Raw genomic sequence first — 15,114 nt, forward strand, 5'->3', positions numbered from 1 at the left:
TGCTTCATCGACTGGTTCCTTGCTCGCCGCCCTGCCCGCGTCACGCCGGCAGCTTGAAGTCGGCGACCGAACGGCGCAGGTCGGCCGCCAGCTGCGCGAGGTGACCGATCGATTCGGCGGTCTGCCCGGCACCCTGCGAGGTCTGGCCGGTGATCTGCCGGATCACGCCCATGGTGCGGGTGATGTCCGAGGCCGCAGCCGACTGCTGCTGGGCGGCGATGGAGATGTTCTTGATGAGGGTGTTCAGTGCATTGGACACGCGCTCGATTTCGGTCAGTGCGGTGCCGGCGTCCTCGGCCAGGCGTGCACCGGACACCACTTCGGCGGTGGTCTGTTCCATCGAGGTGACCGCTTCGTTGGTATCGGCCTGAATGGCCTGGACCAGGTTCTCGATGCGTCGGGTTGCGCCCGAGGTGCGTTCTGCCAGGCGCTGCACTTCGTCGGCCACGACCGCGAAACCGCGGCCCGCTTCACCGGCCGAAGCCGCCTGCACCGCCGCGTTCAATGCCAGGATGTTGGTCTGCTCGGAAATGTCGTTGATCAGTTCCACGATCGAGCCGATTTCCTGCGACGACTCGCCCAGGCGCTTGATGCGCTTGGAGGTTTCCTGGATCTGGTCACGGATCTGGTCCATGCCCTGGATGGTCTCGCGCACCACGCCGGCACCTTCGGCAGCGATCACCACCGAGCGCTGTGCCACGTCGGCCGACTCGGCCGAGTTGCGCGACACCTGTTCGATGCTCGCCGCGATTTCACCGATGCGGTCCGAGGCCGAGGTGATCTGGTTGGCCTGATGGCCCGCCGCCTCTGCCAGCTGCATGGCAGTGGCCTGGGTTTCCTGGGTGGACAGCGCGACCTTGGCCGAGGTGTCGTTGATGGTGGTCACCAGGTGGCGCAGCTCGTCCACCGCGTAGTTGATCGCGTCGGCGATGGCGCCGGTCATGTCCTCGGTCACCGAGGCCTTCACGGTCAGGTCGCCCTCACCCAGCGAGGAGATTTCGTCCAGCAGCCGCATGATCGCCTGCTGGTTGCGGCTGTTGAATTCCACCTGGGTCTGGTAACGCAGTTCCTGCTCGCGCGAGCGGCTGCGCACGTTGGTGGAGACGAAGCCGATGATCGCGATCAGCGACAGCGCACCGGACACCACGCCGATCCAGAAGTTCGGGAACAGGCGGGTATCGGACACCGAGCCGAACGAGGAGAACGCCTCGAACAGCTTGCGGCTGTCGTCCAGCATGTGTGCCGACCCCTGGCCCAGCGCAGTGGCCGCCGACTGTGCGGCGAACAGCTGGCGCGAGCTGGCCAGGATCGCGTCGGCGTCCTGCTTCATCGCTTCCCACTTCTGCTGCGACTGCTCCAGCGCGGCCACGGCGGCAGCACCACGCACGGCGGTGATACCCAGTTCCTCGTTGCCGTTGCGCAGGCCGTCGAGCACCTGCGAGAACACGGTGATGTCGCGTGCCAGTGCATCGCCGGACGTCGCCGCAGCGCTGCCACCGGCGCGCATTTCGGTCACGCGACGGGCCATGGAGCCGGCCACCACGACCTGCTGCAGTGCGCTGTACACCTGCGACGACGGCGCGCCCGAGGCGGACATCGCGCGCACCAGCTCGTTCAGCTGGGCCTGCAGGCCCGGCACCGCGCCGGTGAAGTTGTTGGCATTGCCGGCCAGCGCCAGCACCGCCGGTTCACTGGCAACCAGCTGCCCGGCCTGCTTGCCCAGCGGCGCCCAGGTCTCGGCCAGAGTGGCGATCGCACCGAACACGCCCGGTTCCTTGCCGTAGCGCCCCTGAAGGGTCGACACGTTCTGTTCGATCGCGTTGCGGGTGGCCTTGAAGGCGGTGAACGCCTGCGCGTTGCCGCCCACCGCATCACGGCCCTGGTTGGCCAGCTGCTGTGACAGCACCTGCAGGTCGGCCGCCTTGGAGCCGGCATCGGCCAGGCGACTGCCCTGCCAGGTGGCGACGCCGGTGTTGACGCCGAACAGGATCATCGATGCCAGCAGCAGGAACAGCCAGAGGTTGCTGCCGCCCAGCCGCAGCTTGCCGGTCTTGGTGGCGTCCGAAGCAGTACTCATCGTTCAACCTCGATCTTCAATGCAGGGGGCGATGCCCGGCCTCAGGCCGCGGCTTGCCGGAATTCAGGGGTACGCGACAGCAGCGAGAGCGAGAACACGCCCCAGTCGTGGCCGTCGGCGTGGAAGGCGCGATCGACGAAGTGGCCGTAACGTCCTTCGGCCAGCGTGCCGGCCGCGATCTGCTGGTCCAGTTCGAAGCTGCGCTGGCCGAACAGTTCATCGATGGTCAGCGCGACGTCGCCACCCGCCTGGCGCATGATCAGCACGCGCTGGCCTTCCTGCTGCACGGTGCGCGTGCCTTCCAGGAAGTACTTCAGGTCGACCACCGGGAACAGGTTGCCGCGCAGGTTGCCTACGCCCAGCAGCCACGGCTGCGCGCACGGCACCGGGGTGACCGGCGGCATCGGCACGATTTCCACCACTTCGCGGAAATCGGATACCAGCCGGCGCTGGCCGACGCGGTAGCCCACGCCACGCCAGAGGTCTTGGGCGAACTGCCGTTCGGGCAGCTGCACCGCATGGGCCAGGCTGCGCCGTTCGTAGGCTTCGAGGATGTCGAAGGGCGAGCGCATCAGGCCACCAGTTCGTTGATCCGCGCGATCAGTTCATCCTCGCGCGGCGGCTTGACGATGTAATCGGCTGCGCCCTGGCGCAGGCCCCATGCCTTGTCGGTTTCCATCGCCTTGGTGCTGACGATGATCACCGGGATGTGCTTGATCGCTGCGTCACGGGCCATCGCGCGGGTGGCCTGGAAGCCGCTCATGCCGGGCAGTACCACGTCCATCAGCACCAGCTGCGGCACCTGGTCGCGGACCAGCTGCAGTCCATCCTCGGCGTTGTCCGCTTCCAGCACCTCATGGCCGGCACGGCGCAGCCACTGGGTGAACACCGCGCGGTCGGTCGGTGAATCCTCGATCAGAACGATACGAGCCATTGTGCCTTTCCCCCCTGGTCAGGCGTTGACGTATGTGCGGATGGCACCCAGCAGTTCTTCACGCGTGAAAGGCTTCGTCAGGTACTGCTCCGAGCCGACGATGCGTCCCCGCGCCTTGTCGAACAGGCCATCCTTGGACGACAGCATGATGACCGGGGTCGCCTTGAACAGCTGGTTGCCCTTGATCAGCGCACAGGTCTGGTAGCCGTCCAGGCGCGGCATCATGATGTCGACGAAGATGATCTGCGGTTGCTGGTCTGCGATCTTCGCAAGCGCTTCGAAGCCGTCGGTGGCGGTGACCACCTCGCAGCCTTCGCGCTTGAGCAGCGTTTCCGCAGTCCTGCGGATGGTCTTCGAATCATCGATGACCATCACCCGGAGTCCTGCGAGTTCCCCGCCCGCAGTCGTGTTTTCAGTCATTGCCTATCCCCAAGCGCACGGCCCGATCTCTGGCGGGGGCCGCTACGAAAGCGTATCTATATCGCACTTTCCGCGCCCGCTTCAAGGCCGCCCCATGGCGCGGGGCATGGCACCCTCCTGAACGTGACGGGTTTCGCAATGCGTGCGCGACCGCCGGGCGGACGCTGCGTTGCAGTACGGCGGGGAGGCGCGCGACCGACGTTGCCGCTACCATCAACGCCTTGCCAGACAGGTGCGCCCATGCCGTTGAACGTCATCGTGGTGATGGACCCCATCGCCCACATCAAGATCGCCAAGGACACCACCTTCGCCATGTTGCTGGAAGCCCAGCGCCGCGGCCATGCCCTGCACTACGTGCGCCCGGGCGGGTTGGCCCTGGAAGGTGGCGTGGCGGTGGCCCAGACCGCACCGCTGCAGGTGCGCGACGACCCGGCCGGCTGGTATGAGCTGGGTGCGTTCAGCCGTACCGAGTTCGGTCCCGGCCAGATCGTGCTGATGCGCAAGGACCCGCCGGTCGACGCCGAGTACATCTACGACACCCAGGTGCTGGACGTGGCCGCCGCTGCCGGTGCCTGCGTGGTCAACAACCCGCAGGGCCTGCGCGACTACAACGAGAAGCTGGCCGCCCTGCTGTTCCCGCAGTGCTGCCCGCCGACCCTGGTCAGCCGCGATGCCAAGGCGCTGAAGGCCTTTGCCCTGGAACACGGCCAGGCCGTGCTGAAGCCGCTGGATGGCATGGGCGGCCGCTCGATCTTCCGCAGCGGCAAGGGCGATCCGAACCTGAATGTGATCCTGGAAACCCTGACCGACGGCGGCCACAGGATGGCGCTGGCACAGAAGTTCATTCCCGACATCACCGCCGGCGACAAGCGCATCCTGCTGGTCGATGGCGAACCGGTGGACTACTGCCTGGCGCGCATCCCGCAGGGCGATGAATTCCGCGGCAACCTGGCCGCCGGCGGCCGCGGCGAAGGCCGCCCGCTGAGCGAGCGCGACCGCTGGATCGCCGCCCAGGTCGGCCCGGAGATGAAGCGCCGCGGCATGCGCTTCGTCGGCCTGGACGTGATCGGCGATTACCTGACCGAGGTCAACGTGACCAGCCCGACCTGCGTGCGCGAACTGGACGCGCAGTACGGCCTGAACATCGCTGGCACCCTGTTCGACGCACTCGAGGCCGGCCTGCGCTGATGTCTGCCGCACCTGCCGTCCTGCCCCCGCCGCCGCGCGAAGCGCAACGGCTGGGGGCGACCATCGCGCTGTCGGTGCTGGTCCACGCCCTGCTGATCCTGGGCGTGGGCTTCGCCGTGAAGGGCGATGCGCCGCTGGTGCCGACACTGGAAGTCATCTTCAGCCAGACCCGCACCGCGCTGACCCCGAAGCAGGCCGATTTCCTGGCCGCGGCCAACCAGGAAGGCGGTGGCGAGCACGACCGCGCACAGCGTCCGCGCGACAACCAGGCCGGCATCGTGCCGCAGGCCCAGTCTGGAATCAGCCCGGTGCCGCAGCAGCAGCAATCGGCCGCACCGGTTCCGCCGCCGCAGGCGCGGGTGGTCAGCAGCCGCAATGGCGAAGAGGTGGTCGCGCAGGCACAGTCCCGGCCCACGCCGGATCAGCCCGAACCGGATGCGCCCTTGAGCGCACGCGAACAGCGCGACGTGGAGATGGCGCGCCTGGCCGCCGAAGTCCACCTGCGCTCGGCGCAGTACGCCAAGCGTCCGAACCGCAAGTTCGTGTCGGCCAGCACGCGCGAATATGCCTATGCCAACTACCTGCGTGCCTGGGTCGATCGCGCCGAGCGCGTCGGCAACCTGAACTACCCGGACGAGGCCCGGCAGCGCCGCCTGGGTGGCCAGGTGGTGATCAGCGTGGGTGTGCGCCGCGATGGCAGCGTGGAAAGCAGCCGGATCCTGCGTTCGAGCGGGATGCCGTTGCTGGATGAGGCGGCGCTGCGGGTGGTGAAGCTGGCGCAGCCGTTCCCGCCGTTGCCGAAGACCGAGGATGAGATCGATATCCTGCAGGTCACCCGCACGTGGGTGTTCCTGCCGGGCGGCACCCTGCACGACGATCGATAGGGTTCTGTTGCCCGGGCCTGCGGCCCGGGACCCGCTGAACGTCAACGTCAAAGGCGGCGGTTGGACTGTGGATTTGGTGTGGCGGGGTGGCTGGGCAGGACACGCCGTAAACCCATCCTTGAAGTGACCCCCGAGACTTGGACGGGGTCAGGCGGCCGATTGGGCCTGCTCCCGGTACTTTACCGGGCTCAGACCTTTCAGTTTCAGTTTGATGCGTTCTTCGTTGTAGTACTGGATGTATTCCACCAGCCCAGCCTCCAGACTCTCGAGGCTGTCAAAGCTGTTCAGGTAGAAGAATTCCGACTTCAGCGTTCCAAAGAAGCTCTCCATCGCCGCATTGTCCAGGCAGTTGCCGCGCCGGGACATGCTTTGCTTCAACGAGTGCTTTTCCAGCATGTGCCGGTAGTTTTCATGCTGGTACTGCCAGCCCTGGTCGGAGTGGATCATGGGGCGCTCATCCGGGGAAAGCTTCTTGATGGCCTCCTCCAGCATTTGACCCACCAGATCAAATACGGGCCGACGCTTGATCTGATAAGCCACGATTTCGCCGTTGTAGAGGTCCATGATCGGCGACAGGTACAGCTTCATACCCTGCACCTTGAACTCGGTCACGTCAGTCACCCACTTCTGGTTGGGCCGCTCTGCATGGAACTGGCGATTGAGGTCATTGCCAACCACAACATTGGCCGCCCCCTTGAAGGCCTGGTAGCGCTTCACACGCACCCGCGATTTCAGCCCCATCTCCCCCATCAGGCGCTGAACCCGCTTGTGATTGGTCCGATGACCCTGATTGGCTAATTCCAGCGTCACCGTGCGATAGCCATAGCGCCCTTGGCTTTGATCGTAGATTGCACGGATGCGCTCGCACAGGGCTGCCTCATCCTGATCCGGATGGGCCAGGACATGGTTCTGGTAATAGAACGTACTGCGTGACAGCTCAGCTGCTTCGAGCAGAAGCGACAGCGTATGAACCTGCCTCAATCCTTGGACGGCTTGCGCTTTGCGTCCTGCGCCGCCTGCTCTTCCCGGATCAAGGCATCGAGTTTTTTTAGGTAGTCGGTCTCCGCACGCAGATAGGCGACTTCCTTGAGCAGCTCATCGCGGCTCATATCTTCAGGCGGCTTGGACGAACGGGTCTTCTTCATCGGCTTTCGGGGCGGCGGCGGAGGGGGTGCCAACGCTTGGGCACCGCCTTGAGCATACAGGCGCCGCCATCGCCCCACCGCGCCGGCATCGCCAATTTGAAAGTAGGTGGTGGCCTCGCGCCCGGACAGGCCGTCCTGGCTCATCTTCTCCAGGACACCCAGCTTGAACGGGAGGTCATAGGACCGGGCCTGGCGATGAAATCCCCGCCAACCATGCAGCCGATAGGTCGCCACCCAGCGCCTGACCGTGGAGAACTCCAGGCCCTGGCGACGGGCAATGGCTTTGACCGATGTGGAGGTCTTGCAGGCCTCTTTGGCGACCTGCAGTTTGAAACGCGCGTCGTATTTGTTCATGTATCCCTCGGGGTTGGATCTAGCGTCCAACTCCCGGGGGTCACTTCACCTTGGGGGCTCGATGGCGCCATCCATGGCGCCAACGGTCCTGCCCAGCCACCCCGCCCCACCTCTGACAGATCCCGGCGCATCGCGTCCCGCTCCGCTGTTGGTAGGTGTCGACCTTGGTCGACACACATCCACGCTATGCGTGGATGCGAGCGAAGCGATCCGCTTTTGACTTTGATTTTCTTTTGATTTTCCGTGGCGGACGCACACGGAAACTGTCAGAGGTCGGGCGGGGTGGGTTCGCGGGGGTATCCGCGCCATGGATGGCGCGGCTAAGCCCCCAGGGGTGAGGGCGCTTTGCTTGCGAAGCACGGCTTCGCAAGCGCCCGAACGCACAGCCGCCAGCGGCTGGGCCGGACCGCGGAGCGGGGTTCACGGCGTCCCCCGCGAACCCACCCCGCCCGGCCAAGCGCGGCTTTTGATTTACGCGATCAACCAACCCCGCCACGAGGGGCTCAGCCGTTGGCCTTCGCCTTCGCCTCGCGCGCGGCCTGTTGCTCGACCAGGGTCAGTGCCACGTTGTCGCGCAGGTACGCCGGCTCGACCTTCTCCGGTGCGATGGCTTCGCCGCGCGCGAAGGCCGGCACCGCTAGTGCCAGCACGTCCGACGCCCGCGGCAACGCAGTGGCATCAACGCCGCGCAGGCCAGCGCCCAACTGCGTAACAAGCGCGCCCTCGGCCGCACCAAACCCGGTACCAACGCCGTAAGCGGACAGCCCTTCCGGCAGCGATACCGCAGCGGGTGCGCATACGCGCTCGGCATCACGCGCCACCGGCAGGCCGTCCACGCGCTCGAAGCGGGCAACGTAGAGTTCGCCCATCCGCGCATCGATCGCTGACAGGATCTGCGTTTCTTCCGCCGGTGCCCGCAACGCCAGCACTTGCAGCGTCGAGACCGGCAACAGCGGACGGTCCAGTGCCAGTGCGATGCCCTGGGCAATCGCGATCGCCAGGCGTACGCCAGTGAACGCACCGGGGCCGCGGCTGAGCGCGATGCCGTCCAGCTGGCGGCGGCTGATGCCGGCTTCGGCCAGCAGCGCCTCCGCCCACGGCAGGCTCAGTTCGGCGTGCCGGCGCGGGGCGATCTCGAAGCGTTCCAGCACCTGCCCATCGACATGCAGGGCAACGGAACAGGCTTCGGTGGCGGTTTCAAAGGCGAGCAGTTTCATCGGATCGGGTCAGAACAAGGGGAACGTGGCACCGGGCGCCGGCTCGGGGCCGGTCGCAACAGCGACTGGGGCAGCCGCATCATCGGACACGGGCGCCCATTGTGGCGTAAAGAAGGCCTGCACATCGGCCAGGCTGCGAGTACGCCGGAACGGCGGCAGCGAATCGAGGAAGACCCGGCCATAGCCCCGGTTGAGCAGGCGCGGGTCGCACAGTACCAGCACGCCACGGTCGCTCTCGCTGCGGATCAGGCGGCCGACACCCTGCTTCAATGCGATCACCGCCTGCGGCAACTGCTCGTCGCGGAACGGATTGCCGCCCTGGCTGCGGATCGCCTCCAGCCGCGCCTCGTACACCGGATCGTCCGGCGCCGCGAACGGCAGCTTGTCGATCATCACCACGCTCAGCGCTTCGCCGACCACATCCACGCCCTCGCGGAAGCTGGCCGAGCCGAGCAGCACGCCATTGCCGGATTCACGGAAGCGCTGCAGCAGCGTCGCGCGCGGTGCCTCGCCCTGCACAAACAGCGGCCATGGCCCGTCGCGCAATGCCTCGGCGGCCTCACGCAATGCACGGTGCGAGGCGAACAACAGGAAGGCCCTGCCCTGCGAGGCCTGCAACACCGGCCGCAAGGTCTGGATCAGCGCGGTGCCAAACCCGCGCGCCGCCGGATCGGGCAGGCCTTCGGGCAGGTAGCACAGCGCCTGCTCGGGCCAATTGAACGGGCTTGGCTGCACCAGCGTGTGCGGATCGTCCAGGCCCAGGCGGGTGGCGATGTGATCGAAACCACCGCCAACGGTCAGCGTTGCCGAAGTGAAGATCCACGCGGCACGGCTGCGCTCGCGATGCTCACGCAGCGGACCGGACACATCCATCGGCGTGCGCTGGCAACGGAAACCACGCGGCGTAAGCTCGTACCAGAGCACATCGGCCGCACTGCTCGCTTCCGACGGATCGGTGTCGAAATCGAGAGTGGGTTCGTCATCGCCCAGCCAGCGGCTGAGCCGCGAGACCGCCTCACGCGCCCGCGCATGACAGGCATCCAGACCAGCCGCCGCTTCGCGCAGCGGCTGCAATGCCTGCTCCAGGGTCACCAACCCTCCCATCACCGTATCGAATCCGTCGCGCACCTGTGGCATCGCCAGCGCGCGCCATTGCGTGCCACGCGGCGGCAGTCCCTCCATCGCCGAACGCAGCGCCAGCAGCGCCTGCTGCAACTGGTCGACCGGTTCCTGCAGCGCCGACTGCGCGCCGCCCACACCGCGTGCTTCAGCCAGGCAATCGCGCCCGAGCTCCTGCCACGGGCGCATGCCAAAACCCTCGCCGAAGAACTGCGCGGCCAGTTCGGGCAACTGGTGCGCCTCGTCGATGACGAAGGCCTGGGCGCCCGGCAGCAGTTCACCGAAGCCATCCTGCTTCAGGGCCAGATCGGCCAGCAGCAGGTGATGGTTGACCACCACCACATCGGCAGCCTGTGCACGCTGCCGCGCACGCACCACGAAGCAGTCATCCCAGAACGGGCAATCGGTGCCCAGGCAGTTGTCGACGGTGGAGGTGACCATCGGCAGCAATGGGGAGTCGTCGGCCAGCCCGTCGAGCTCGGCGATGTCACCGAACTCCGAGCGACCGGACCAGGCCAGGATGCGCTGGAACTGCGCGGCCTGCTCGGGACTGGAAAACCGCGGTTCGCCGCGCGCCTGCTGCAGGCGATAGCGGCACAGGTAGTTCGCACGCCCTTTCAGCAGCGCACTGCGCAGGCCGACACCGAGGGCCTGGCGCACCCGTGGCAGATCGCGGTGGTAGAGCTGGTCCTGCAGCGCGCGGGTGCCTGTGGAGATGATGGTGCGCAACCCGGACAGCAGCACCGGCACCAGATAGGCAAACGTCTTGCCGGTGCCGGTACCGGCCTCGGCCAGCAGCAGATCACGCTGCTGCAGCGCATCGGCGATGGCTTCGGTCAGGTGCAGCTGTGCCGGACGCGGGACGAATGCATCCAGGTGCGAGGCGAGCGCGCCGCCGTCGCTGAGGGCTTCGCGGCTGGCATGGACAAGGTCGGACATCAGAGGGAAAGGATACCCGGCCGGGCGCTGCCCGGCACCCGTTTCAAGCCGGAGCCAGAGCACCAGCAACGGCAACGGCGTTGTTAACGGCTTTGGGCTTCTGCGTGCTGGGTGGGGCGGGAGGGGCAGGCAGGACACGCCGTAAACCCATCCATGGGGCTCGATGGCGCCATCCTTGGCGCCAACGGTCCTGCCCGCCCCTCCCGTCCCACCCTCGACAGTTTCCCGGTGACGGATGCACGGGCGGTGTAGCGTCGAGCTTGCTCGACTGGGATTCCAGAAGCGGTGGGTGGAACAGCAAAGAAGAATGACGGCGAGTGCGCGCAGCGCGCGACCCGCTCTTGATCTGATTTTTTCTTTTCCGTGGCTGGACGCACACGGAAACTGCCAGGGGCCGGGCGGGTGGGCTGCGCAGGGGCGTGAGCCGCATGGATGCGGCGACCGAGCTTACACGGACGTACTTGCAGCGCCCCCTGCGCAGCTCACCCGCCCGGCCCACCTCGCCGACCCGCAGTCGAGCAAGCTTGTATGTTCCTCCCGGCTCCTACGAGGTATGTAGGAGCCAGGGTGGAGGGACCGTCAAGCATGCATCTGCGGATACTAGCCGACAGACGAGTCGAGCGATCCCCATCCCGCACACGAACGTCGATAAAGGATCGTACGGCCCCCAAAGGGGATCGTCGATGTAGGCAAGCTAACGTCGGTGCGGTACCACCCCAGCCCCTTAAAGATAGCTGGGAGCCGTACAAATGTCTGATTCTCTCGATATTGGCGTGGACGTGGACTCCAAGGAGTTCGTACCGGCAGTGGCCGACCGCAAGGCCGGCGACAGGATCGCCAACACCCGGGCCGGCATAGCCCAGTGGCTCAACACCTTGCCCCAGCGATGCCGGATTGGCATGGAGGCGACGGGGCGGTACTACGAGTTGTTGGCTCGGATGGCTGGCCAGGCAGGCCACGTTGTCTATGTGATCAATCCACGTCTGATCAAGCACTACGGCCGGGCGACGGGCTCGCGTGGCAAGACGGACGCCATGGACGCCGAAGCGATCGCCCGATACGTGAAGAAGGAGAACGATCGCCTGCGTGAATACGTACCGCGTACCGATGAGCAGCAGCAGATGCACGATTTGCTGCGCAAGCGGCAGACGCTGGTAAAGACATGCGCGCGGCTGGAGCAATCCTTCGGGGTAAGCAAAAGTGCCCCCGGGGAGCTGTCAGATCTGTTCTGCGCTCTGGCTGGGACGCTGTCCGAGCTGGAAAGCGAACTGCAGCGCTTGGGTCGCGATGGAGAGCATGGCACGCTCTACAAGCGCCTGTTGACCATCCCTGGTATCGGCCCCGCCGTCGCCGCTCACCTGATTTACTACATGACGCGCTGGCCGTTGGCCAACGCCAACGCGTGGATCGCCTGCACGGGCCTGGATCCCCGGCCTAACGAGTCTGGCGGCAGAACGGGACGGCGTCGGCTGTCCAAACAGGGCGCGCCAGTGCTGCGCCAGATGCTCTACATGGCCGCCATGGGGCTCAAGCGGTGTCGCCGGGGGCAACCGCTCTACGACGAGCTGTCAAAACGCGGTCACCCCAGCACCGCCGTCTTCAACATCCTGGCCAGAAAGCTGGCCAGGATCGCCTGGGGTGTCTTCAAAAGCGGCCGGGACTTCGATCCGGCGATGCTGAAGGTGGGTCAAGCCTGCTTCCAGCAGGCTTGACCACGAACATAGGATCTCGACTCTACGCAGTATGCCCAGCCACGAGGGGCTGCGCCGTTGGCCGGAAACTCAGTACCGCTTGATCCCCGGCACGGTGCAGCCTTCCAGCTGCGCATGCGCCGACACCGCATTCTCCTTCTCGCCGCGCGCCAGACGCGACTGCTCGATCGTCGCCCAGTGCCGGCGGCACAGCGGCCCGGTCTTCGAGCCCAGATCCACCGCCTTGCGCGCGAACGTCTCAGCCTGTGCCCATTGGCCCTGCAACAGCGCCAGCTCGGCACGCTCCTGCAGCACCGCCGGGTCACCGGCCACGATTTCCAGCGCCTGGTCCAGGCTGCTGGCGGCACCGGCCAGGTCGTTGGCCTGGCGCTGCGTCTGTGCGGTCACCCGCAGGTCTTCCACCTGCGAATCACGCAGCGGCTGCACCGACAGCTCCTTGTCGTCCGGACCTGCGGCCGCATCCACCGCAGCCAGGCGCTGTGCCGGCGTGGTGGTATCAACCGGCGGCTTGGCCACCGGCGGTGCGCTGCTGACGCAGGCGGCCAGGGCCAGGCTGAGGCCGGTCAGGGCCAGGGGCTGCAGCAGGGATCGCATGTTCATCGGCATCATCGGCTCGGAGGAGGTGTAGCGGCGGCGGGCGCCGCGGCAGGTTCAGCAGGCGGCTCAGGCTTGCGGTCCAGGCCGAACCAGCTGCGCCAGCCACCGCCCTCGCCTTCGGCACCCTGCCCGTCCGGCGACACCGCCGGCGCACACGGTGCATAGGCCGGCGCGTAGCCCACCACGAACGGGAAACGACGCGCGCCCGGACAGCCTTCATCCGTGCTGTTGAGTCCGGTCGGCGCCACCGACTGCCAGTCCAGGCCCTTGTTGCTGACCCGCAGCGGCGCACTCGGCAGGCGCTGGAAGATGCCCGACCAGACCCGCATCGCACCGGTGGCACCGTACAGGCCGGCCTGCTCGTTCTGGTCGTTGCCGATCCAGATCACCGCCAGATGATCGCCGGTGTAACCGGCGTACCAACTGTCACGGCCATCGTTGGTGGTACCGGTCTTGCCGGCCGGCTGCAGGCGGCCGAGGCCATCGGCGTTGAGCCGCTGCGCGGTGCCGCTGGCAACCACCTGCTGCAGGCCGACACTGATCAGGTTGGCGGCAATCGAGTCGCCTTCCTGGGCCGGTGCCGGGGTCTTGTCGTAACGCTTGAGCAGCTTGCCCTGCGGATCGAGCACGCCACGCACCGCATGCAGCGGCTGGATTTCGCCACCGGACGCGAGGAACTGGTACAGCTGGGCCATCGCGTACGGGCTCTGGTCGGTCGAACCGAGAATCACCGCCGGATTCGCTTCGGCCTTGATGCCGGCCAGCACGTGGATCAGCTGGGTCACACGCTCGGGGCCGACCTGCATGCCCACGCGCACCGTGGCCTGGTTGTAGGAATGCGCCAGCGCGTCGATCAGGCGCACGGTGCCGTGGCTGCGGTTGTCCGCGTTGCCCGGGCTCCAATTGCGGCCACGGCCGAGCTGCACCGTCACCGGCGAATCGTCGACCCAGCTGGCCAGCGAGTAGCGGTCCGGCTGCGCCAGCGCCAGCAGGTACACGAACGGCTTCAACAGCGAGCCGACCGGGCGCTGTGCTTCGATCGCTCGATTGAACCCCACCTCGGACACTTCACGGCTGCCGATTACCGCCAGCACGTCACCGTTGTGCACGTCGGTCAGCACCATGCCGGCCTGCAGTTCGGGGCGACGCTTGCTCTCCAGCGACTTGATGGTGCGGGTCACCGCGCCTTCGGCATAGGCCTGCGCGGACGGCGACATGCCGGTCATCACGCTCAGGCCGGCGCCCTGCAGGGCAGATTCCGGATAGTCATGGCCGAGCTGGCGGCGGACCAGATCGACATAGGCGGGGAAGCGGTTGGCGGCAACCAGGCCCGGCGTCTTGGGCACGCCCAGCGGGGCCTTCAACGCACGCTGGTACTCGGCGTCATCGATCAGCGTGGCTTCGTGCAGTTTGCCCAGCACGAAGTTGCGGCGATCCAGCGCGCGTTCCGGATTGCGCCGCGGGTCGTAGAAGGACGGGCCCTTGACCAGGCCGATCAGCAGCGCGATCTGCTCGGTCTCCAGCGACTGCAGGTCGCGACCGAACCAGAACTCGGCGCCAGAGGACATGCCATGGATCGCCTGGCTGCCACGCTGGCCCAGATACACCTGGTTGAGGTAGGCCTCGAAGATGGTGCGCTTGTCGTAGCGCGCTTCCATGATCAGCGCGTAGAGCACTTCGTTGAATTTGCGGGTAACCGTCTGCTCCTTGCCGATGCCGAGCAGGCCGCTGCGGGCCAGCTGCTGGGTCAGCGTAGAGGCGCCCTGGCGGCTCTGGCCACCGGAGCGGATGGTCACCCACACCGCACGGGCGATGCCGGACAGGTCGATGCCGTGGTGGCGGTTGAAGTCCTTGTCCTCCACCGCCTGCAGGCCGGTCACCAGCAGGTCCGGCGCCTCATCCATGCGGATCAGGCGGCGTTCTTCCTGCTTCTGCCCGTACAGGGTGGCGATGCGCGCCGGGTCCAGCCGTGCGGCCTTCAGCGCCTTGCGGTTGTCGGCATCACGCAGCGACGCGACCGCACCGTCGGACAACGACAGTTCCAGCCGGCGCGGGGCGACCCGGCCGTCGACATCGTTGTAGCCGCGGCTGGAAATGACGAAACGCCCGCCGTTCACCGCATAGGTGGCCGGCTCCTTGCCCTGGCCGTCATCGCGGTAGGCGGAGGCGGCCAGCTCGGTCTTCAGCGTGGACGCATCCATCGCCTTGCCGGGGGTGAGCACCAGCGGGCGCGCGTAGACGCGCGTCGGGATCTGCCAGCGCAGCTCGCCGAAACGCTGGGTCACCTGCTGGTTCAGGTACAGCGTATAGGGAATGAGGAAACCCAATCCCAACGCGACCGCAGCCATGCTCCAGGTGATCAGCCGGCGCCGCCACAGCGGGCCGTTGTCCTGCTGGTCGTCGTCGTCGAAATCGTCGATGTCGTCGGAATCGTAGCGTCGGGGCACGGGAATGCGAGAATGTAGGGTCTGGCGAGTCTACCCCAGCCGCTGCGGCTGGCGAATTCTCCCGGGTTCCCCTGCTTAAGC

12 protein-coding genes are annotated in these 15,114 nt (G+C 66.6%); 3 read left to right on the top strand and 9 right to left on the bottom strand.

What is annotated here, in order from left to right:
• Positions 1 to 40: 40 nt before the first annotated feature.
• From ACSYS9_RS18620 to pilG, 4 genes are read right to left on the bottom strand one after another with little or no spacing between them, the layout of a single operon-like run.
• Positions 41 to 2,077: a methyl-accepting chemotaxis protein gene (locus tag ACSYS9_RS18620; RefSeq protein WP_071228216.1), complete on the bottom strand. Its 2,037-nt coding sequence runs from the start codon at positions 2,075 to 2,077 to the stop codon at positions 41 to 43.
• A 41-nt stretch (positions 2,078 to 2,118) separates the two neighbouring features.
• Positions 2,119 to 2,649 (bottom strand): chemotaxis protein CheW, encoded by a 531-nt coding sequence (locus ACSYS9_RS18625; protein WP_005410716.1) that lies wholly within the window; start codon positions 2,647 to 2,649, stop codon positions 2,119 to 2,121.
• Positions 2,649 to 3,011, bottom strand: a complete 363-nt coding sequence (locus ACSYS9_RS18630; RefSeq protein WP_005410717.1) for a response regulator — start codon at positions 3,009 to 3,011, stop codon at positions 2,649 to 2,651. Before ACSYS9_RS18630 ends, ACSYS9_RS18625 begins: the two co-directional genes overlap by 1 nt.
• An 18-nt stretch (positions 3,012 to 3,029) precedes the next feature.
• Positions 3,030 to 3,431, bottom strand: coding sequence for a twitching motility response regulator PilG (gene pilG / locus ACSYS9_RS18635; protein WP_005418455.1), 402 nt, complete (start codon positions 3,429 to 3,431; stop codon positions 3,030 to 3,032).
• A gap of 240 nt (positions 3,432 to 3,671) precedes the next feature.
• On the opposite strand from pilG, the gene gshB reads away from it, so the two are divergent.
• The gene (gene gshB / locus ACSYS9_RS18640) at positions 3,672 to 4,619 is read left to right on the top strand and encodes a glutathione synthase (protein ID WP_049400397.1); all 948 of its coding nucleotides are present in this window, start codon (positions 3,672 to 3,674) and stop codon (positions 4,617 to 4,619) included.
• Positions 4,619 to 5,503 carry an energy transducer TonB gene (locus ACSYS9_RS18645; RefSeq protein ID WP_071228217.1) on the top strand — a complete coding sequence of 295 codons (885 nt, stop codon included), beginning with the start codon at positions 4,619 to 4,621 and terminating at the stop codon, positions 5,501 to 5,503. Before gshB ends, ACSYS9_RS18645 begins: the two co-directional genes overlap by 1 nt.
• Before the next feature lie 147 nt (positions 5,504 to 5,650).
• Here the strand turns inward: ACSYS9_RS18645 and ACSYS9_RS18650 are convergent.
• The 3 genes from ACSYS9_RS18650 to ACSYS9_RS18660 all read right to left on the bottom strand — a co-directional run bounded on the left by ACSYS9_RS18650 (position 5,651) and on the right by ACSYS9_RS18660 (position 10,277).
• Positions 5,651 to 7,002 (bottom strand): IS3 family transposase gene (locus ACSYS9_RS18650; protein WP_440568326.1). Its coding sequence is split into 2 segments (ribosomal slippage): positions 5,651 to 6,555 and positions 6,555 to 7,002, totalling 1,353 coding nucleotides; the frame shifts between segments, so codons are not numbered across the junction.
• A 503-nt stretch (positions 7,003 to 7,505) separates the two neighbouring features.
• Positions 7,506 to 8,219, bottom strand: coding sequence for a tRNA (adenosine(37)-N6)-threonylcarbamoyltransferase complex dimerization subunit type 1 TsaB (tsaB, locus tag ACSYS9_RS18655; protein WP_049400494.1), 714 nt, complete (start codon positions 8,217 to 8,219; stop codon positions 7,506 to 7,508).
• Between the two features lie 9 nt (positions 8,220 to 8,228).
• Positions 8,229 to 10,277 carry an ATP-dependent DNA helicase gene (locus tag ACSYS9_RS18660; protein WP_071228858.1) on the bottom strand — a complete coding sequence of 683 codons (2,049 nt, stop codon included), beginning with the start codon at positions 10,275 to 10,277 and terminating at the stop codon, positions 8,229 to 8,231.
• Between the two features lie 749 nt (positions 10,278 to 11,026).
• On the opposite strand from ACSYS9_RS18660, the gene ACSYS9_RS18665 reads away from it, so the two are divergent.
• Entirely contained in the window at positions 11,027 to 11,989 is a 963-nt protein-coding gene (locus tag ACSYS9_RS18665; RefSeq protein ID WP_440568328.1) for an IS110 family transposase, read from the top strand.
• A gap of 69 nt (positions 11,990 to 12,058) precedes the next feature.
• Here ACSYS9_RS18665 and ACSYS9_RS18670 read toward each other — a convergent pair whose 3' ends face one another.
• Both ACSYS9_RS18670 and mrcB read right to left on the bottom strand, forming a co-directional pair.
• On the bottom strand, positions 12,059 to 12,598 hold the full coding sequence (locus ACSYS9_RS18670; protein ID WP_081352367.1) for a tetratricopeptide repeat protein: 540 nt from the start codon (positions 12,596 to 12,598) through the stop codon (positions 12,059 to 12,061).
• The gene (gene mrcB / locus ACSYS9_RS18675) at positions 12,595 to 15,033 is read right to left on the bottom strand and encodes a penicillin-binding protein 1B (protein ID WP_071229591.1); all 2,439 of its coding nucleotides are present in this window, start codon (positions 15,031 to 15,033) and stop codon (positions 12,595 to 12,597) included. Before mrcB ends, ACSYS9_RS18670 begins: the two co-directional genes overlap by 4 nt.
• Between the last annotated feature and the right edge of the window lie 81 nt (positions 15,034 to 15,114).

Origin of the sequence: Stenotrophomonas sp. STK17_22, from assembly GCF_051983905.1 — a bacterium.
Taxonomy (GTDB): Bacteria; Pseudomonadota; Gammaproteobacteria; order Xanthomonadales; family Xanthomonadaceae; genus Stenotrophomonas; species Stenotrophomonas maltophilia_A.